At 62.5% G+C, this 16,525-nt stretch carries 22 protein-coding genes; 16 read left to right on the forward strand and 6 right to left on the reverse strand.

What is annotated here, in order from left to right; genetic code table 11:
• Positions 1-66: 66 nt before the first annotated feature.
• From NLY43_RS01045 to NLY43_RS01055, 3 genes are all read left to right on the forward strand, one after another.
• Positions 67-324, forward strand: coding sequence for a PepSY domain-containing protein (locus NLY43_RS01045; protein WP_023668990.1), 258 nt, complete (start codon positions 67-69; stop codon positions 322-324).
• 83 nt (positions 325-407) lie between these two features.
• Complete coding sequence (locus NLY43_RS01050; RefSeq protein WP_023710496.1) at positions 408-1,148, forward strand: lysozyme inhibitor LprI family protein; 741 nt, start codon at positions 408-410, stop codon at positions 1,146-1,148.
• Positions 1,149-1,239: 91 nt separating this feature from the next.
• Positions 1,240-1,710 (forward strand): hypothetical protein, encoded by a 471-nt coding sequence (locus NLY43_RS01055; protein ID WP_023668992.1) that lies wholly within the window; start codon positions 1,240-1,242, stop codon positions 1,708-1,710.
• A gap of 97 nt (positions 1,711-1,807) precedes the next feature.
• On the opposite strand, the gene NLY43_RS01060 is transcribed toward NLY43_RS01055, so the two are convergent.
• Together NLY43_RS01060 and NLY43_RS01065 are read right to left on the reverse strand one after the other, a co-directional pair.
• On the reverse strand, positions 1,808-3,688 hold the full coding sequence (locus NLY43_RS01060; protein ID WP_023688498.1) for a L,D-transpeptidase family protein: 1,881 nt from the start codon (positions 3,686-3,688) through the stop codon (positions 1,808-1,810).
• Between the two features lie 212 nt (positions 3,689-3,900).
• The gene (locus NLY43_RS01065; RefSeq protein ID WP_023710495.1) at positions 3,901-4,647 is read right to left on the reverse strand and encodes a 3-oxoacyl-ACP reductase family protein; all 747 of its coding nucleotides are present in this window, start codon (positions 4,645-4,647) and stop codon (positions 3,901-3,903) included.
• A gap of 101 nt (positions 4,648-4,748) precedes the next feature.
• On the opposite strand from NLY43_RS01065, the gene NLY43_RS01070 reads away from it, so the two are divergent.
• Positions 4,749-5,357 (forward strand): TetR/AcrR family transcriptional regulator, encoded by a 609-nt coding sequence (locus NLY43_RS01070; RefSeq protein WP_023710494.1) that lies wholly within the window; start codon positions 4,749-4,751, stop codon positions 5,355-5,357.
• A 62-nt stretch (positions 5,358-5,419) separates the two neighbouring features.
• Entirely contained in the window at positions 5,420-5,818 is a 399-nt protein-coding gene (locus NLY43_RS01075) for a rhodanese-like domain-containing protein (protein ID WP_023688500.1), read from the forward strand.
• Positions 5,819-5,863: 45 nt separating this feature from the next.
• On the opposite strand, the gene NLY43_RS01080 is transcribed toward NLY43_RS01075, so the two are convergent.
• Positions 5,864-6,772 carry an alpha/beta hydrolase gene (locus NLY43_RS01080; RefSeq protein WP_023710493.1) on the reverse strand — a complete coding sequence of 303 codons (909 nt, stop codon included), beginning with the start codon at positions 6,770-6,772 and terminating at the stop codon, positions 5,864-5,866.
• A 48-nt stretch (positions 6,773-6,820) separates the two neighbouring features.
• On the opposite strand from NLY43_RS01080, the gene NLY43_RS01085 reads away from it, so the two are divergent.
• The gene (locus NLY43_RS01085) at positions 6,821-7,273 is read left to right on the forward strand and encodes a MarR family winged helix-turn-helix transcriptional regulator (RefSeq protein ID WP_023668997.1); all 453 of its coding nucleotides are present in this window, start codon (positions 6,821-6,823) and stop codon (positions 7,271-7,273) included.
• A 26-nt stretch (positions 7,274-7,299) separates the two neighbouring features.
• Here the strand turns inward: NLY43_RS01085 and NLY43_RS01090 are convergent, their stop codons facing one another.
• Both NLY43_RS01090 and NLY43_RS01095 read right to left on the reverse strand, forming a co-directional pair.
• A complete protein-coding gene (locus NLY43_RS01090; protein ID WP_023682499.1) occupies positions 7,300-7,911 on the reverse strand; it encodes a pyridoxamine 5'-phosphate oxidase family protein in 612 nt (203 codons plus the stop codon).
• Between the two features lie 65 nt (positions 7,912-7,976).
• Positions 7,977-8,330, reverse strand: coding sequence for a gamma-butyrobetaine hydroxylase family protein (locus tag NLY43_RS01095; RefSeq protein ID WP_023668999.1), 354 nt, complete (start codon positions 8,328-8,330; stop codon positions 7,977-7,979).
• Positions 8,331-8,530: 200 nt separating this feature from the next.
• Between NLY43_RS01095 and moaA the strand changes: the two genes are divergently transcribed.
• The 3 genes from moaA (at position 8,531) to NLY43_RS01110 (ending at position 10,533) form a co-directional block, all read left to right on the forward strand.
• Complete coding sequence (gene moaA / locus NLY43_RS01100) at positions 8,531-9,526, forward strand: GTP 3',8-cyclase MoaA (protein WP_031193366.1); 996 nt, start codon at positions 8,531-8,533, stop codon at positions 9,524-9,526.
• 53 nt (positions 9,527-9,579) lie between these two features.
• Complete coding sequence (locus NLY43_RS01105) at positions 9,580-10,077, forward strand: hypothetical protein (RefSeq protein WP_023710492.1); 498 nt, start codon at positions 9,580-9,582, stop codon at positions 10,075-10,077.
• Positions 10,078-10,176: 99 nt separating this feature from the next.
• Complete coding sequence (locus tag NLY43_RS01110; protein WP_023669002.1) at positions 10,177-10,533, forward strand: hypothetical protein; 357 nt, start codon at positions 10,177-10,179, stop codon at positions 10,531-10,533.
• Positions 10,534-10,677: 144 nt separating this feature from the next.
• On the opposite strand, the gene NLY43_RS01115 is transcribed toward NLY43_RS01110, so the two are convergent.
• Positions 10,678-10,809, reverse strand: a complete 132-nt coding sequence (locus NLY43_RS01115; RefSeq protein WP_280800279.1) for a hypothetical protein — start codon at positions 10,807-10,809, stop codon at positions 10,678-10,680.
• Here NLY43_RS01115 and NLY43_RS01120 point away from each other — a divergent pair.
• The 7 genes from NLY43_RS01120 to NLY43_RS01150 all read left to right on the forward strand — a co-directional run bounded on the left by NLY43_RS01120 (position 10,760) and on the right by NLY43_RS01150 (position 16,517).
• Positions 10,760-11,680, forward strand: a complete 921-nt coding sequence (locus NLY43_RS01120; RefSeq protein WP_023710491.1) for a DMT family transporter — start codon at positions 10,760-10,762, stop codon at positions 11,678-11,680. The genes NLY43_RS01115 and NLY43_RS01120 overlap by 50 nt on opposite strands.
• 7 nt (positions 11,681-11,687) lie before the next feature.
• The gene (gene mobA / locus NLY43_RS01125) at positions 11,688-12,320 is read left to right on the forward strand and encodes a molybdenum cofactor guanylyltransferase MobA (protein WP_023710490.1); all 633 of its coding nucleotides are present in this window, start codon (positions 11,688-11,690) and stop codon (positions 12,318-12,320) included.
• Positions 12,317-12,820, forward strand: a complete 504-nt coding sequence (gene mobB, locus NLY43_RS01130; protein WP_023688508.1) for a molybdopterin-guanine dinucleotide biosynthesis protein B — start codon at positions 12,317-12,319, stop codon at positions 12,818-12,820. Before mobA ends, mobB begins: the two co-directional genes overlap by 4 nt.
• A gap of 319 nt (positions 12,821-13,139) precedes the next feature.
• Positions 13,140-13,925: an ABC transporter substrate-binding protein gene (locus NLY43_RS01135; protein ID WP_023688509.1), complete on the forward strand. Its 786-nt coding sequence runs from the start codon at positions 13,140-13,142 to the stop codon at positions 13,923-13,925.
• Positions 13,926-14,000: 75 nt separating this feature from the next.
• Positions 14,001-14,717 carry an ABC transporter permease gene (locus tag NLY43_RS01140; RefSeq protein ID WP_023669007.1) on the forward strand — a complete coding sequence of 239 codons (717 nt, stop codon included), beginning with the start codon at positions 14,001-14,003 and terminating at the stop codon, positions 14,715-14,717.
• A complete protein-coding gene (locus tag NLY43_RS01145; RefSeq protein WP_023688511.1) occupies positions 14,714-15,544 on the forward strand; it encodes an ABC transporter permease in 831 nt (276 codons plus the stop codon). Before NLY43_RS01140 ends, NLY43_RS01145 begins: the two co-directional genes overlap by 4 nt.
• 103 nt (positions 15,545-15,647) lie before the next feature.
• A complete protein-coding gene (locus NLY43_RS01150; protein WP_023688512.1) occupies positions 15,648-16,517 on the forward strand; it encodes an NAD(P)-dependent oxidoreductase in 870 nt (289 codons plus the stop codon).
• Positions 16,518-16,525: the final 8 nt, after the last annotated feature.

Genomic DNA, 16,525 nt, shown 5'->3' on the forward strand with positions numbered 1-16,525 from the left:
TCGGAACAAACTGTGCTGCCTGCGAGTTTCCGGTGCGGTTCATACCAACGTGAAATGAGGGTAATCATGCGAAATCTTGTTCTGGCGACCGGCGTCGTCGTTCTTCTGGCCGGCTCGACGGCCTTTGCCGCGGATGACAGCCCACTGCCGCCGACGAATGCCCAGAAACTGTCGGCAATCATCGCCAAGGTCGAGCAGCGCGACGGCTTTCGCTATGTGAAGGAGGTCGACTGGGACAAGGACGGGTACACCGTCACCTATTACACCGCCGACAAGGCGAAAGTCGAAATCACCTTCGATCCCGTAACAGCCGAACCGAAATAGCGCTGATACCGCACCGCTTCGGCAATTCCGTCCGCCGCGTTTTTTGCCTACGATGGTGGCAGTTGTCGGACAACGGGGCGACCATGCTTTCTTCCAATCGAATTGCCAACTCGCTTGCGCTTGTCGTTGCACTGGCTGGCGCGGCGGTCTGCCTTGGTCCAGCGCGTGCCGACGGGCCATCCTTCGACTGCCGCAAAGCCAGCCTGCCGGTGGAAAAGGCGATCTGTGCCGACCCGCAACTGTCGGCAATTGATGCCTTGGTCGCCAAGGCCTTTACGGGTTTCGAGCCAGCCTTTGGCCGCGACAAGCGCAAGATCGCCCGTGCGCTCATCACTGACAGGAACGCCTGCGGGCAGGATGCCGCCTGCATCGTCAGCGCCCAGAACAATGCGCTGCAGACCTACGGCAATGCGCCGTCCTGGGTGCAGGATTACAACATCGCCCTGATCGGCAAGAAGGCGCTCGACACCGCAGCCCGCCATCCAGGCAGCCCCGACCAGCCCCTGCCCTCGTCGATCGGGCAATGCGCCTTCACCCACATCACGGCGCTGACTACGCGGCTTGGCGACGACCCGCTGGAAACGGCCAGTCCTGAAGCCGGCAGTGTGACGCGGTTCAGCAATGGCGGCGCCGGGGTTTCCTACGAGCGGGAGCCTGGCCTTGCCAGTTCGAAAGCCGGCGATCCTGTCGTCATGTGCCTGATATCGATCCCGAGGGATTGTCCGCAGGGCGACGAGCGCGGGCGGGTCTATTACGGCGTCGACCTCACGATAAAAGGCACATGGATTTTGCCGGATTCGCAACATCTATGCGGCGGCGCCTGAAGATTTGCCGCAAAGCACTGCTGGATGCACTCTTGCGCCGATCCGCCTTTGATGGCTGAGTGCGCGTAACAGTTGCAGGGCACGGGGGTGCATGGCCATGGTTAAGCATGTTTTGAAGCGCATCCTGATGATGCTTGCCGGCTATTTCGTTTCGGTGCTGATCGGATTGTTCGCGGTCGTGGCGATATATTGCGCACTCGCCGTATTGCCCAACGCGCCGGACTATTTCGGCGCCATGCAATTTTCGCCCATTGTCGTGCTGCTGTGGCCGCCGCTCGGCATGGTCGTCTATTTCTTGACGATCGTGCTGACCGGCCTGCAGACGCTGATCTTCGCGCTGCTCGCCGAATTCTTTGCCCTGCGCAATTTCCTGGTGCACATGCTGTTTGGCGCCGCTGCCGCTGCAGCCGGCTTTTTCCTGGTCTGGCCGGCCGCGGAAGAGGATGCCGGACGCTGGGCCGATATCGGCATCATCGCCGCCGCCGGCCTCGTAGCCGGTCTGGTCTATTGGCTGATCGCGGGCCGCGACGCCGGCTTCCGGCGTCCGCTCATCCAGCGCTGATCGCAGGAAACGGGCGACCGTCCATCGGCCAAAAATCTAATAAAACCAGAGAGACAAAGTGAGTTCCTCGTTCGTTGAACGAGGAACTCCGCTGGTTTCAGCTCGTCGGCGAGCGCACCGCTTCAGTCGCTTCCAGCGCCTGCATCAGCCGCGTGTCGCGGTCGTAGACATCGTTGAAATATTCGACTTTGCCGGACAGGTCCGGCCAGGCAGTGAAGTAGGAGACATAGACGGGAATCGTGCGTGTCACGTCTTCGCTGGCATGGCCGTGCTTGAGCTTTTCGGCGATGTCGTCGACCGAGACGCCGAGCACCGCCGCCGCCATCCCACGTGGATCCTGAAGGCGAATACAGCCATGGCTGAGCGCCCGCATATCGCGCTGGAAGAAGGATTTTTGCGGCGTGTCGTGCATGTAGATGGCGTGCTTGTTGGGGAACAGGATCTTCAGTTCGCCCAGCGCATTGGCTTCGCTCGGCTGCTGGCGCACGCTGTAGGGAATGTTGGCGCCGTAGGCGCCCCAATTGACCGAGGAAGAGGGAACCCGCCTGCCGCGCGAGTCGGTCACCTCGTAGCCGGCACGGTCGAGATAGCCCGGATCGCCACGCAGCCTTGGCAGCATCTCGTTGACGATGATCGACTGCGGCACGCCCCAATAGGGATGGAAATCGACCTGCTTGATCTCCTTGAAGAAGAAGGCGGTCTGGTTGGTGGTCCGGCCGATGACGACGCGGGTCTTCAGCTTCTCCTCGCCATTGTCGATATAGCTGGCGGTGAAGGCGGGCTGGTTGATGAACACCCGCGGGCTGCCGAGATCGGACGGCATCCAGCGCAATTCTTCCAGCGCGACCTGCACCTTCTGCAGCCTGTCGGCCTTGGACGTGCCGGCGAGCGAGGCGACGGTGCGCGGGCCGATGACCCCATCGCCCTTCATGCCGGCCTTCACCTGCACGGCCTTGATGATCGGAACCAGTTCGGGAACATAGACATCGCTGGTGCCGAGACGAGACAGGATCTCGCCATAGGCGCCGCCCATCTCGTCGTCGAGATTGCGCGCGATCAGCGTCAGCAGCTTCGGCAGTTCGGCGCTGGTCTCGCCGGGCTTCAGCAACAGCTTGGGATCGACGACGATTTCGTTTTCGGCGCTCGCCTGCAGCGATTCAAGTTCGACGCGCAGCGCCTGATATTCCGCGTTCTGCGGGTGCCGCGATTCGAGGTAGGTGCGCACTTCCTGGGTGTGGGCCAGCGTCTTGAGCGCGCCTTCCATGTCGACCGGCTTCGGCGGAAATTCATAGTAGCCGGTGATGCGATTGGGATCGACGCGCCCGCTCTGGGCGTCACGGGCATAGCGCAGTACGCGCGCCGACAGCGCCATCTCGAAGCGGACGAGTTCCTTCAGATGGGCGTCGGCATCGACTGCCGATGCGTTGGCTGCCGGCACCTCGACCGTGTAGTCGGCCGACGTGAGACCATAGCTTGCGGCTTCGCCAAGCACCCGCACCGCATCCTGGGCGCGGGCATTGGGATTGCCCTCGTTCACCCAGATGAAATCAGGATTGGCAGAGTAATAGGCAATCAGTGCCTTGGCGATATCGGGCTCGGCATAGAGTTCATAGTCGCTGAGGCCTGCAACGGCTTCGCGGAAGGCGGTGCTGGTCGCCGACGGAACAAAGGCGGCGTCTTCAGCTGTTGCCACCTGGGGAGGTGCTGCCACCAATGCGGTAAAGTCGACGCGCACCAGCCGGTCGGCCTTGTAGGTGTAGTAGGACGGGCTGCTGATCCTGGTGCCGCCACCGCCCGATACGGCGGGCTTCGGCTTGCGCTTCGGCGGCGGCGGGAATTCGCCTTGCGGCCTGTGCTTGACGCCACCGCCGAACAGCATGTCGAACAGGCCTTGCGCGCTTGCCTGCGGCACACCGAAGGCCAGTGCTGCCGCCACTGCAAGCGGCATCACGGTGGCTTTATTTCCGAGGAATTTCATTAATCACCCGCTCCGGCTGCAAGCCGGCTCCCGTTCCGCGCCGCTAGACGATCTTGCCAACCGCATGGCGGATGTAAGGCGCTACTATACCGATTCATACCGATTTCGTTAAGCTTCCATAAATTTCCGCAGGCCTGTTGCAGAACGGTTTCACAACATCGTGACGTCTGGAGCGGCGTTGCCGCTCCAGACCGGTCAAAGCGGCCGCTGCTTCAGGCGTTGGCGCCACCGTCGATGGTGAGCGCGGCGCCGGTGACGAAGCGCCCTTCCGGACCGGCGAGCCAGGCAACCATGCCGGCGATCTCGTCAGCCTTGCCGAAGCGGGGCGTCGCCATCTTCCGCCGCTGGTGTTCGGCATGCGGGCCTTCGGCCGGGTTCATGTCGGTGTCGGTCGAACCGGGATGAACGACGTTGGCGGTGATGCCGCGCGGACCGAGGTCTCGCGCCAGCGCCTTGGTCAGGCCGACCAGCGCAGCCTTGCTGGTCGAATAGGCGCTGAGGCTGGTGTCGGTGACGCGCTCGGCCAGATTGCTGCCGATCGAAATGATGCGGCCGCCCTCGCCCATGTGAGCCGCTGCCGCCTTCGAGGCCACGAACGGCGCTCTCAGATTGACCTCAATGGTCTCGTCAAAGTTGGCCAGCGACATCTGTTCGATGGGCGCCGCGCGCCAGATGCCGGCGCTGTTGACCAGGATGTCGAGCCGGCCGAAGGCATTCACCGCCTCGGCGACCGAATTTTCGATGGCGGCAGCGTCGCGATTGTCGGCTTGGATGGAGATCGCGCGACCACCTGCCGCTATAATCTCGGCGACGACAGCTTGGGCCGGCGCCGCACTGTTGACATAGGTGATAGCGACGTCGGCGCCATCGGCCGCTAGCCGTTTTGCTATCGCAGCACCTATGCCGCGGCTGCCGCCGGTGACGAGTGCTGCCTTGCCGTTCAATCCGTTCGTTGACATGTCATTTCTCCGTTTATGTAACGATCGATATATAAATATCTGGCAACCTTGCCTGGCGACGTCAAGTGAATTATGTATCGATCAACACAGAAAAGATCGTCATGCCGGAAAGAGGCCGTCCCCGCACCTTCGATCGAACCGCCGCCTTGCGGCAGGCGATGGAGCTGTTCTGGGCCAAAGGCTATGAGGGCACCTCGATCGCCGACCTGACCGCGGCGATGGGGATCAGCTCGCCCAGCCTCTATGCCGCCTTCGGCAGCAAGGAGGCGCTGTTTCTGGAAGCGACCGAGTATTACACCCGCAACGAAGGCACCGAGATCTGGAGCGCGCTGGACGAAGCGCCGACGGCATGCCAGGCGATCGAGAATTTCCTGCGCCAGACGGCAAAAGCGTACTCTCAGGACGACCGCCCGCAGGGCTGTCTCATCGCGCTGGGCGCACTGCACCAGGATTCCAGCAGCGGCGCGATCTGCGATGATTTGCGCCGCCGCCGCGCCGAAAACCACACCCTCTTGCTGAGACGGCTGGAACGCGGTGTGGCGGAAGGCGAATTGCCGGCGGGCTTCGACAGCAACGCGGCGGCGACCTTCTATGCGACGGTCCAGCACGGCATGTCGATCCAGGCCCGCGACGGCGCCTCGTGCGAAGCGCTGATGGCCACAGTGGCCGGAGCGATGGCGGCGTGGCAGGGGCTGGTCGGAACAGCGTGACAAAGCGCGGAGCTTGTGCTGGAAATCCAGTCGGCGGCGAAATGCGCCGGGAGGGATCATCCGTGAAAAAAGGGTATCGCGAGTTGCTCGACGAGGCCAATGCCGAGATCGAGGTGGTCTCGCCCGAGGAAGCGGCCGGGCTGCTCGACGACGAGGACACCATCTTCGTCGACCTGCGCGATCCACGCGAGATCGAGCGGGACGGCCAGATCCCCGGCGCCAAACATGTCACTCGCGGCATGCTGGAATTCTGGATCGATCCCGAAAGCCCTTACCACAAGCCGTTCTTTGCCTCGGGCAAAAGCTTCGTCTTCTTCTGCGCCGGCGGCTGGCGCTCGGCGCTGGCCACCAAGACGGCGCAGGATATGGGGCTGTCGCCGGTCAAGCACATCCTTGGCGGCTATACCGCCTGGAAGGCGGCCGGATTGCCCGTCGAGCCGGGCGGCAAGAAGAACGGTTAGCTCACCGCTCCGGCGTTGTCGGAGTCGACAATACACCCATTGGAATCAATGCAGTATCAGCTCGCGCTCGTTTTTGACAAAAGTCACAGCGCGTTCGACAACACCTTTGTCGGCGAGAATGCGACGGTGGCCGAGCCCATCGGCCCAGTGCAGCCGCACATGGCTGCCGGCGCCGGCATAACGTGTGGCATGATCGGCGGGGACTTCGCGGTCGTCCGGCGCGTGGATGACCAGCGTCGGCACCGGCGCCTCAGCCAACTGGCGGTCGCCGGTGAATTCATGCAGCGGCCGGCCCGACAGCCTTTTCACCTGATCGGCCATGGAAACCTGCGAACGCGGACCGACATTGAGCATGCGGCTGAAGTCGGCGAAGATCGCCGGCAGGGAACTTGGCGCGGCGACCAGCACCAGCCGCTCGGCCGCGACGGGCTGGATACCCTTGATCGAACCGGCAATGGCATTGGCGGCGACGGCGCCACCGAAGGAATGGCCGACGATCGCCTTGAACGGACCGAACCATTCGCCGGCGACCCTGACCGCCTCGACCGCATTGACCATATTGAGATGACGGCCCAGCGACTGGCCATGGCCCGGCAGGTCGAGCGAGGCGACCCGGTAGCCCGCATCGCGAAAGCCTTCGATCAGCGCCCGCATATATTCCGTGCGCGAACGCCAGCCATGGACCACCAGCACCGTGCCGGCGGACGCCCTGCCCGGCTCGGGCCGGAATTCGTGCACCATGACGCAGCCGGCCTTGGTCGTCAGCCGATGATGGCGCGCCTCGGCCATGAAGCCGGCGGCGCGGTCGACCGCACGCCGCTCGCCGTCGCTGAGCGCCTTCACGCTCGGCGTGCGGCAGAACAGTTCGAAGGCCGCGCGCCCGCTCAGACGCGGCGCCACAAGCTCGGCCGCGCCGAACACGCCCCGGATGACCTTCAGTCCAAATGATGCCATAGTGGCGATCCATCCATTCCGTTCAAGCATGAACATAATAGTTCAAACATGAACATTAAACAAGAGCTGCCCTGGGACAACCCGCGCTTTCGCAACTGGGTCGCGGTGGCGCGCGCCTGCCATGTGCTGGAGCGTGCGCTGGCGGTAAAGCTGGCGCCGCTGGATCTCAAGCCGGCGCAGCTCGACGTGCTGATGAACCTCTATCGCCATCCCGGCATGTCGCAGCACGATCTCGCCCGCAAACTGCTGGTCGGCCGCTCCAACATCACCATGCTGTTGCCGCAGCTCGAGGCGCGCGGCCTGCTGCGCCGCGAAGGCGATGAGAAGGACAAGCGCGTGCTGCGGCTGACGCTTACCGAGGCCGGCACGGAGCTTTTGATGAAGGCGCTGAAGGTGCATATGGCGCTGATCGAAAAGGCGATGAGCCAGTCGACAGCGGAACAGTGCGATATGATCGGCGAACAGATGCGCAAGATCTATGACGTGCTGAAGGATACCTGAGCCGTTCGATCCACGCGCCTCCCACCTCACCACATCGTCTTCTTCGCCCGCTCCGGCCATTCCTTGTCGTAAGTACCGGCATCGATGTTCTTGCGGCTGGTGACTTCCAGGATTGTTCCGGGTGTCGGCAGCGATTTCGGGTCGACGTGCTTTGCCGGATTCCACAGCTCCGAACGGACGATCGCGCGGGCGCACTGGAAATAGACCGAATCGACATCGACCACGGTGACCGAGCGCGCCGGCTTGCCTTCGACGGCGAAGGAGGCGCAAAGCGCGGCGTCGGTGGTGATGCGGGCGCGGCCGTTGACGCGCAGCGTCGTGCCCGAACCCGGCACAAGAAACAGCAGTCCGACGCGCGGATCGCGGATGATGTTCTTAAGCGAATCGGCGCGGTTGTTGCCGCGTCGGTCCGGCATCATCAGCGTTCTCGGGTCATGCATGCGCACAAAGCCGGCGAGATCGCCGCGCGGCGAGCAGTCCAGCCCTTCCGGCCCGCTCGTCGCCAAAGCGACAAAAGGCGAGGCTTCGATGAAGGCGGCATATTCGGGAATGACGTGGTCGAGTTCCTTGACCGTCGACGCTTCGCCGGGCAGGCCGTAGAGGGCTTCGAGCTGTTCGACCGTGGTGATGTCAGACATTTTCCCGTCTCCGAACTGTTGCCAGCGTTACCCCCAGTCAATGACGTTTTGCCGACAGTGCCGAACTAGCGGTCGCGGCTCAGTCCCTTCTCCTGGAGCTCGGCGAGATAGGCATTCCAGCGCGCGTCCTTTTCGTGGCCAAGCGTGTGCAGGTAATTCCAGGTGAAGATGCCGGTGTCGTGAAAATCGTCGAAGGTGATGCGCACGGCGTAGTTGCCGACCGGCTCGATCTTCAGGATAGCAACGTTACGCTTGCCGGGAACCGTCACCCGCTGGTCCGGCGAATGGCCCTGCACCTCGGCCGAGGGTGAAGCGACGCGCAGCAGTTCGGCCGGCAGTTCGAACGGCCGATGATCGGGAAAGGTGACGGACAGCAGTTTTCTGTCCTTCGAGACCCTGAGTTCCTTCGGCGCCGTCATTGTTCTGCATCCCGCATCGATCCGCCCTTCCCTACGCTGCTTCGCGCGAGCGGAAAAGGCCATTTGGACCCGGCCGACATCGGATGTCGGCCGGGGAATGTCACCAAAGATCGAGAGCGGCTATCTTGAATGGCGGGTTGGATCGTATCACATAGCCGTATATAACGGCACCACTCGCAGCATTGGAAACGCTTGAACGCATGGACATGATCGATCCCTTCGGTCGCACGATCAGCTACTTGCGCGTGTCGGTCACCGACCGCTGCGATTTCCGCTGCACCTATTGCATGGCCGAGGACATGGCGTTCCTGCCCAAGAAGGACCTGCTGTCGCTCGAGGAACTCGACCGGCTCTGCACCGTCTTCATCGAAAAGGGCGTGCGCAAACTGCGCCTCACCGGCGGCGAGCCGCTGGTGCGCAAGAACATCATGCATCTGGTGCGCCAGCTGTCGCGGCACTTGAAGAGCGGCGCGCTGGAAGAGTTGACGCTGACCACCAATGGCTCGCAGCTGTCGCGCTTTGCCGCCGAGCTTGCCGATTGCGGTGTCGAGCGCATCAATGTCTCGCTCGACACGCTCGATGCCGACAAGTTCCACGCCATCACCCGCTGGGGCCATCTCGGCAAGGTCATGCAAGGCATCGATGCCGCGCAGGCGGCGGGGCTGAAGGTGAAGCTCAACGCCGTTGCGCTGAAGGACTTCAACGACGTCGAGCTGCCGGAGATGATGCGCTGGGCGCATGGCCGCGGCATGGACTTGACCGTCATCGAAACCATGCCGATGGGCGAGATCGACGCCGACCGCACCGATCAGTATCTGCCGCTGTCGCTGCTGCGCGCTTCGCTCGAGCGCCAGTTCACGCTGAGCGACATCCCCTACAAGACCGGCGGTCCGGCCCGCTACGTCCATGTCGCAGAGACCGGCGGCAGGCTGGGCTTCATCACGCCGATGACGCATAATTTCTGCGAAAGCTGCAACCGCGTGCGGCTGACCTGCACCGGCACGCTCTATATGTGCCTGGGCCAGGAGGATGCCGCCGACCTGCGCGCCCCGCTGCGTGCGTCCGAAGGCAACGAACTGGTCGCTGCTGCCATCGACGAAGCGATCGGCCGCAAGCCGAAGGGCCATGATTTCATCATCGACCGCCGCACCAGCCGCCCTTCGGTATCGAGGCATATGAGCGTCACCGGCGGCTGATTTTTTCCGAGATTTGGTGCAGAATGCTTCCGTTGGAAGCGAGGGGGATTTCCATGCAGCGTGTTTGCCAAACCGGGCTGTCAGCGCTGGTCGTGGCCCTATCATTGGCGACCACAGTGGCGCTCGCAAAGCCGTTCACCTACATCAATGCGCGCTATGGCACGGTGTGCACGTTCCCGAGCCAGATTTTCAGCAAGCCGATGCCTGAGTCCCTCAATGGCGACGGTCGAAAATGGCTTAGCCCCGATGGTGCGAGCTTGTCCTGTTACGGCGGATACAAGCTGACGGAAGATACGCCCGACAGTCTGGTTGAAAAGGAAAAAGCCGACCCTGACTCTGGGGAAAAGGTCACTTACAGCAAAACCGGTAAGAACTGGGCAGTGGTCTCAAGCACCAAAGGCGACAAGATCTTCTATACCCGAATCGTCTTCGAAAAAGAGGATGCAATCCATACAGTCTGGATCGAATATCCCGCCTCGCTCAAGGCCAAGTACGACCCACTGGTCGGCGCTATCGGCGACAGCCTGCATGGGGCTGAGCAACACTGGTAATAAATCGCTCTCGACGCTGCAAACCCGATTTACCGCCATCGCGTTCCGCCCTAAATTTCGGCCTATAGCGGCTCGTCGCTCGGTTTGGGGGAATACGACATGCGCACATTCTTACTTTCTCTTGCAATGCTTGGGTTTGCCGCCGCGCCGGCAGCAGCACAGTCCATCGGTGGCAGCTACACCGTTGCGGGCACCAATTTCGACGGCTCGAAATATGGCGGCGAAGCCACCATCACGCTGACCAGCGAGACCACCTGCACCATCCATTGGGAGACGGGCGGATCATCGTCGGACGGCATCTGCATGCGCAACGACGATGCCTTCTCCGCCGGCTATGTCATGGGCAAGGAAATCGGTCTCGTCGTCTACAAGGTAGAGGATGACGGCTCGCTGCACGGCCTGTGGACCATCGCCGGCAAGAACGGCAGCGGCACCGAGGTGCTGACCCCGAAATGAGCCTGCTGGTCATCCGGCCAGCCCTCTTAGCGATTTTGTGGGCCACGGGTGAAAATCCGTGGCCTATTTCTTTGACGTTGCTGTCTTGCCGCCGGCTGCTACAGGCTTGGGCGGTTCACCGTTTCGCCGAAACGTCGAACCGCTTTATTCTTTGTTTTCACGCAATTCCGGACGGAAAACCGTTTCACACTTTTCTGGAATTGCTCTTGCAAAACCGGTAACGCCCTTGCCTCTTTCCCCAAACATTCGCGGCGCGCTGTGCATGATGGTGGCCATGATCGGCTTCACCCTCAACGACGCCATCACCAAGTTCTCCTCGGAATCGATGAACATGGCGCAGGTCATGCTGGTGCGCGGCGCCTTTGCGTCGCTGCTCGTCGGTCTGCTCGCCTGGCAGCAAGGTGCGCTCGCACGGCCGGGCTCGATGCTGCAGCCGCTGGTGGCGCTTCGCGTGGTCGCCGAGGCCGGCGCCACCGTCGCCTTCCTTGTCGCATTGGCGCATCTGCCGATCGCCAATGTCTCCGCGGTGCTGCAGGCGCTGCCGCTGGCGGTGACGATGGGGGCGGCACTCGTATTCAGCGAAGCGGTCGGCTGGCGGCGCTGGCTGGCGATCGCGGTCGGCTTCGGCGGCGTGCTGATCATCGTGCGGCCAGGCTTCGAAGGCTTCAGCGTCTATTCGCTGTACGCACTCGTCAGCGTCGCCTGTTGCGCAGTACGTGACCTCGCCACCAAGCGCATCCCGAGGGCTATCCCGACCTTGCTGGTGTCGACGGCAACGGCAATCGCCATGACCATCGTTGGCGCCGTGCTGCTGTCGCCGATGGGTGGCTGGACGCCGATGTCCGGCAAAGGCACGGCACTGTTGGCATTGGCGGCGGTGCTGGTGCTGATCGGCTACCAGTTCATCATCATGGCAATGCGGGCCGGCGACATCTCCTTCATTGCGCCATTCCGCTACACCGCCCTCTTTTGGTCGATGCTGCTTGGCCTCATCATCTTCGGCGATGTCCCCGACCTGCCGATGATCGTTGGCTCCGCCATCATCATCGGCTCCGGCCTCTACGCGCTCTATCGCGAACGGGTCGTCGGCCGGCAGAAGCCGGCGGCCGAAAGCGCTGGACCCGACATGGCGCCGGACGGCATATAGGTTGGCCATGAGCCAAGACATTGCAGGAATTATCCTGGCCGGAGGCCTGTCACGGCGCATGGGCGGCGGCGACAAGACTTTGCTGGCGCTTGGCGAGCGTCCGCTTCTCGACCATGTCGTTGCCCGCCTGGCGCCGCAGGTCGGATCGCTGGCGGTCAGCGCCAATAGTGACCCGGCGCGCTTCGCCGCGGCCGGTCTTCCGGTTCTCGCCGATGCGGTGGAAGGCTATGCCGGACCGCTGGCCGGAATTCTCACCGGCCTCGAATGGGCGGCAGCGAATACCGCTTTCAAGGCATTGGCGACGGCCGCCGGCGACACGCCGTTCCTGCCGGTGGACCTGGTCGAGAGGCTGGCTGCGGCTGTTGACGAGCGACCAGGCTCCATCGCTGTTGCCAGTTCCGGCGGCAGGCGGCATCCGACCTTTGCGCTGTGGCCGCTCGGGCTGCGTGAGGCCTTGCGCCATTTCCTGATCGACGAGGACAACAGGCGCGTCTCCGCCTTCATCGAGCGGCACGACTGTGTCGAAGTGGAATTTCCGTTGCTGACCCACGGCAGTGACGAGATCGACCCGTTCTTCAACATCAACACACCGCACGACCTTGCGGTGGCCGAGCGTCTGTTGCAGAGCATCGGCCCATGAACATCTTCGGCATCACCGGCTGGAAGAATTCCGGCAAGACCACACTGACCGAGAAGCTGGTCACAGAGCTCGTCCGGCGCGGCTGGACAGTGTCGACGGTCAAACATGCCCACCATGAGTTCGACATCGACAAGCCTGGCGCCGACAGCTATCGCCACCGCCAGGCGGGCGCCACCGAGGTCGCGGTGGTGTCGGGCAAACGCTGGGCGCTGATGCATGAATTGCGCGGTGAGGACGAGCCGACGCTGGAGACGGTCCTGTCGCGGTTGGCCCCGTGCGACATCGTGCTGGTCGAAGGCTACAAGCGCGAGGCGCACAAAAAGATCGAGACCCGGCGGCGGGAGGCCAAGGACCGCTCGCCGCTGTCGGCGAACGACGGACATATCGTGGCGATTGCCGCCGACTTCGCGGTTGCCGGCGAAAGCCTGCCTGTGTTCGATCTCGACGACACGGGAGGGATAGCCGACTTCATCGAGCGCATGACCGGCCTCAAACCTTGAGGCCCCTGCCCTCGCCCGGGTCAGCCGCCCTCTTCAGCCGTTGCATTGTCTAAGCGCGTCGCGCCTGAACGGCCTCATGCGACGCGCTTCAGGTTGTTTTATTTATGCATGTCGTCGTCCCAAAACCGCTGCGCACTTTTGGGCGACATGCATTAACCCGGCGTCGGCATTGGCTGGACCCGCAAATCCCGCAAGCAACGGTTTTACAGTTGCTTTTCTCCCGAAAACAGTGGGAGTATCGCGCCAGCGGGCGGTCAAAAGCACCGCCCCACAGAGCCGTTCCGGAACGACGGCCGGGAGCCATAAAGAGAGGACTATCATGCGTATTGCACTGCGTATCGCGCTCGCCGCATCGGCTGCGCTGCTGACGCTCGGCGTCGCCCAGGCTCAGGAAACGACCCTGAGAATCGGCACCGAAGGCGCCTACCCCCCATTCAACAACCTGACCTCGGACGGCCAGCTCGTGGGCTTCGACATCGACATCGCCAAGGCGCTCTGCGACGAGATGAAGGTCAAGTGCACCTTCGTCGCCCAGGATTGGGACGGCATCATTCCGGCTCTGCAGGCCGGCAAGTTCGACGCCATCGTCGCCTCGATGTCGATCACGCCGGAGCGCGCCGAGAAGGTCGACTTCACCCACAAATACTACAACACGCCGTCGGCGATCGCGGTACCCAAGGATTCGACCCTCAAGGGCGTGACCAAGGAAGACCTGGCCGGCAAGACCATCGGCGTCGCAACCACGACGACGCATTTCAATTACGCCTCGAAAACCTATACGGACAGCACGGTCAAGGGCTATCCGAGCAGCCCCGAAGAGCAGGCCGATCTCGCCAACGGGCGTCTCGACGCGATCGAGGACGATATCGTCGTGTTGCAGCAGTTCCTGGATTCGCCTGATGGCGCCTGCTGCAAGATTCTCGGCCAGCCCTCGCCGCAGCCGGTCGATATCTTTGGACCGGGCGCCGGCATCGCCGTGCGCAAGGGCGAGACGGATCTGGTCAACAAGTTGAACAGCGCCATCGACGCAATCCGCGCTAACGGAAAGTACAAGGAAATCAACGACAAGTACTTCAAGTTCGACGTCTTCGGCGCCGAGTCCTGAACGTCTGAAACAAGGCGGCAGGGGAAGTTTCCTCCTGCCGCCTTGGCCTGACAGAAGTGGAGACAAGACCCGTCAATGCCAAGCCAGAACATATGGATACTTCTCACTTGGGGACCCGATGGCTGGATTGACGATATTGCCTATGGCGCACTGGTCACCATTGCGCTCGCGCTGGCGACACTGCCGATCGGCCTGACGATCGGCTTTTTCGTCGCCTGGGCAAAACAATCCGAAGAGCCGTCGCTCCGCGTGGCCGCCAACATCTACACCACGGTGTTTCGCGGCCTGCCGGAACTGGTGACGCTTTTCCTGTTCTTCTTCGGCATGCCGATCCTCTTGCAGTATGTCATCCGTCTGTTCAGGCCGGAAGCGACGGTCGATGTCGACAGCTTCCTCGCCGGCATGATCGTGCTGTCGCTGATCTTTTCGTCCTATTCCAGCGAAGTCTTCCTGTCGGCCTTTCGCGCCATTCCGAAGGGCCAGTATGAGGGCGGCTATGCGATCGGTCTGTCGAAATGGCAGACGATGCGCAAGGTGATCCTGCCGCAGCTGCTGCGCATCGCCTTCCCCGGCCTTGAGAATTGCTGGCTGAGCCTGCTCAAGGACACGGCCCTGGTGTCGGTCGTCAACCTGGCTGAAACCCTGCGCAACGCCGGCGTGGCGGCCCGTGTCACCAAACATTCCTTCCTGTTCTACAGCGTCGCGGCGATGGTGTTCCTTATCCTCGCCATCCTGTCGTCGATCGCCACCGGCTTCATCCTGCGTTCGCTCGGGCGGAGGGAGGCACGATGAGCGTCGTGACGCGCGCCGCCGTCGACATCGAGAAGCCACCACCACGGGCGCGAGGCTGGCCGCGGGCCCGTATCGTCGGCTACGCGCTGGTCGGCTTCTGGATCCTGTTCGGCATCGGCATCGCCGTCTATCTGGTTTACGCTTGGAATGGCGAATTCTTCGCCAGATACGCGCCGGCCTATCTGCAGGGCTTGGGAACCACGCTTGCGCTGGTGGCCATCTCGATGGTGCTCGGCGCGCTTTTTTCGCTGCCCGTCACCTATGCCCGCATGTCGAAGAACCGCTATCTGTCCGTCCTGGCCTATTGCTACGTCTACTTCTTCCGCGGCACGCCGCTGCTGGTCCAGGTCTATCTCGTCTATTACGGCCTGGGCTCGTTCCGGGTGCAGCTCGAATCCGTCGGACTGTGGTGGTTCTTCCGCGACGCCTTCAATTGCGGTGTGTTCGCCTTCGCGCTCAACACCGCCGCCTACCAGGCCGAGATCCTGCGCGGCGCCATAGAAAGTGTTCCGAGGGGCCAATGGGAGGGCGCTGCTTCGCTCGGCCTGCACAAATTGCAGACGCTGCGCAAGGTCATCCTGCCGCAGGCGTTTATCGTCGCGCTCCGGCCCTACGGCAATGAACTCGTCCTGATGATCAAGGCCTCCGCCATCGTTGCCATCATCACAGTCTATGATTTGATGGGCAACGCGAAGCTGGCCTACGCCAAGTCCTTCGACTTCCAGGCCTATGTCTGGGTCGCCATCGTCTATCTGGTGATGGTCGAGATCCTGCGCCACGGCGTCGAATGGATCGAGCGACGGATCACCATTCATCTGATCCGCTGAGCGTTCGGCTGTACCAGTCGATCGGCTCATGCGCGTCTTGACGAATGGCGCGTAGAGCCTAGAGCTGTCCAAGACAATTCCGTTCCGTCTGAAGGGCAAACCCATGGCATCTGTGGCATTTCTCGGTCTTGGCGTGATGGGCTATCCCATGGCCGGGCACCTCAGGAACAAAGGCGGCCACGACGTCACCGTCTACAACCGCACCGCGGCGAAGGCGGAACAATGGGTGGCCCAGCATGGCGGCAAGCTTGCTTTGACGCCGGCGGACGCCGCAGAGGGCCAGGATTTCGTCTTCTCCTGCGTCGGCAATGACGACGATCTGCGCTCGGTGACGACCGGGGCCGATGGCGCCTTCGCCGCGATGAAAAAAGGCTCCGTCTTCATCGACAACACCACCGCTTCGGCCGAAGTGGCGCGCGAACTGGCCGACGCCGCTGAAAAGGCCGGCTTTTCCTTCCTCGACGCGCCGGTTTCCGGCGGGCAGGCGGGCGCCGAGAACGGCGTGCTGACGGTGATGGTCGGCGGCGAGCAGGCTGCCTTCGACAGGGCCAGGCCGGTCATCGACGCCTTTGCCCGGATGGTCGGGCTGATGGGTCCGTCGGGCGCCGGCCAACTCACCAAGATGATCAATCAGATCACCATTGCCGGGCTGGTGCAGGGACTGGCCGAAGGCATCCACTTCGGCAAGAGGGCCGGGCTCGATATCGAGAAGGTCATCGAAGTCATCTCCAAGGGCGCTGCCGGGTCCTGGCAGATGGAGAACCGCCACAAGACGATGAATGCCGGTAAATATGATTTCGGCTTTGCCGTGGACTGGATGCGCAAGGATCTCGGCATCTGCCTCGATGAAGCCGACCGCAATGGCGCGAGACTGCCGGTGACCGCCCTTGTCGACCAGTTCTACAAGGATGTGCAGGCGATGGGCGGCAAGCGCTGGGACACCTCGTCCTTGCTGGCGCGCCTGGAAAAATAAGCGTTCGC

It is taken from the genome of Mesorhizobium sp. C416B (assembly GCF_030323165.1).
GTDB lineage: Bacteria > Pseudomonadota > Alphaproteobacteria > Rhizobiales > Rhizobiaceae > Mesorhizobium.

What these genes read in the sequence shown, in the direction of transcription:
- mobB (WP_023688508.1), top strand. Translation starts at nt 12,317, where the DNA reads ATGAACATCTTCGGCATCACCGGCTGGAAGAATTCCGGCAAGACCACA.
- NLY43_RS01055 (WP_023668992.1), top strand. Translation starts at nt 1,240, where the DNA reads ATGGCCATGGTTAAGCATGTTTTGAAGCGCATCCTGATGATGCTTGCC.
- NLY43_RS01065 (WP_023710495.1), bottom strand. Translation starts at nt 4,647, where the DNA reads ATGTCAACGAACGGATTGAACGGCAAGGCAGCACTCGTCACCGGCGGC.
- moaA (WP_031193366.1), top strand. Translation starts at nt 8,531, where the DNA reads ATGGACATGATCGATCCCTTCGGTCGCACGATCAGCTACTTGCGCGTG.
- NLY43_RS01060 (WP_023688498.1), bottom strand. Translation starts at nt 3,688, where the DNA reads ATGAAATTCCTCGGAAATAAAGCCACCGTGATGCCGCTTGCAGTGGCG.
- NLY43_RS01135 (WP_023688509.1), top strand. Translation starts at nt 13,140, where the DNA reads ATGCGTATTGCACTGCGTATCGCGCTCGCCGCATCGGCTGCGCTGCTG.
- NLY43_RS01110 (WP_023669002.1), top strand. Translation starts at nt 10,177, where the DNA reads ATGCGCACATTCTTACTTTCTCTTGCAATGCTTGGGTTTGCCGCCGCG.
- NLY43_RS01145 (WP_023688511.1), top strand. Translation starts at nt 14,714, where the DNA reads ATGAGCGTCGTGACGCGCGCCGCCGTCGACATCGAGAAGCCACCACCA.
- mobA (WP_023710490.1), top strand. Translation starts at nt 11,688, where the DNA reads ATGAGCCAAGACATTGCAGGAATTATCCTGGCCGGAGGCCTGTCACGG.
- NLY43_RS01080 (WP_023710493.1), bottom strand. Translation starts at nt 6,772, where the DNA reads ATGGCATCATTTGGACTGAAGGTCATCCGGGGCGTGTTCGGCGCGGCC.
- NLY43_RS01050 (WP_023710496.1), top strand. Translation starts at nt 408, where the DNA reads ATGCTTTCTTCCAATCGAATTGCCAACTCGCTTGCGCTTGTCGTTGCA.
- NLY43_RS01150 (WP_023688512.1), top strand. Translation starts at nt 15,648, where the DNA reads ATGGCATCTGTGGCATTTCTCGGTCTTGGCGTGATGGGCTATCCCATG.
- NLY43_RS01085 (WP_023668997.1), top strand. Translation starts at nt 6,821, where the DNA reads ATGAACATTAAACAAGAGCTGCCCTGGGACAACCCGCGCTTTCGCAAC.
- NLY43_RS01140 (WP_023669007.1), top strand. Translation starts at nt 14,001, where the DNA reads ATGCCAAGCCAGAACATATGGATACTTCTCACTTGGGGACCCGATGGC.
- NLY43_RS01105 (WP_023710492.1), top strand. Translation starts at nt 9,580, where the DNA reads ATGCAGCGTGTTTGCCAAACCGGGCTGTCAGCGCTGGTCGTGGCCCTA.
- NLY43_RS01090 (WP_023682499.1), bottom strand. Translation starts at nt 7,911, where the DNA reads ATGTCTGACATCACCACGGTCGAACAGCTCGAAGCCCTCTACGGCCTG.
- NLY43_RS01095 (WP_023668999.1), bottom strand. Translation starts at nt 8,330, where the DNA reads ATGACGGCGCCGAAGGAACTCAGGGTCTCGAAGGACAGAAAACTGCTG.
- NLY43_RS01045 (WP_023668990.1), top strand. Translation starts at nt 67, where the DNA reads ATGCGAAATCTTGTTCTGGCGACCGGCGTCGTCGTTCTTCTGGCCGGC.
- NLY43_RS01070 (WP_023710494.1), top strand. Translation starts at nt 4,749, where the DNA reads ATGCCGGAAAGAGGCCGTCCCCGCACCTTCGATCGAACCGCCGCCTTG.
- NLY43_RS01115 (WP_280800279.1), bottom strand. Translation starts at nt 10,809, where the DNA reads ATGGCCACCATCATGCACAGCGCGCCGCGAATGTTTGGGGAAAGAGGC.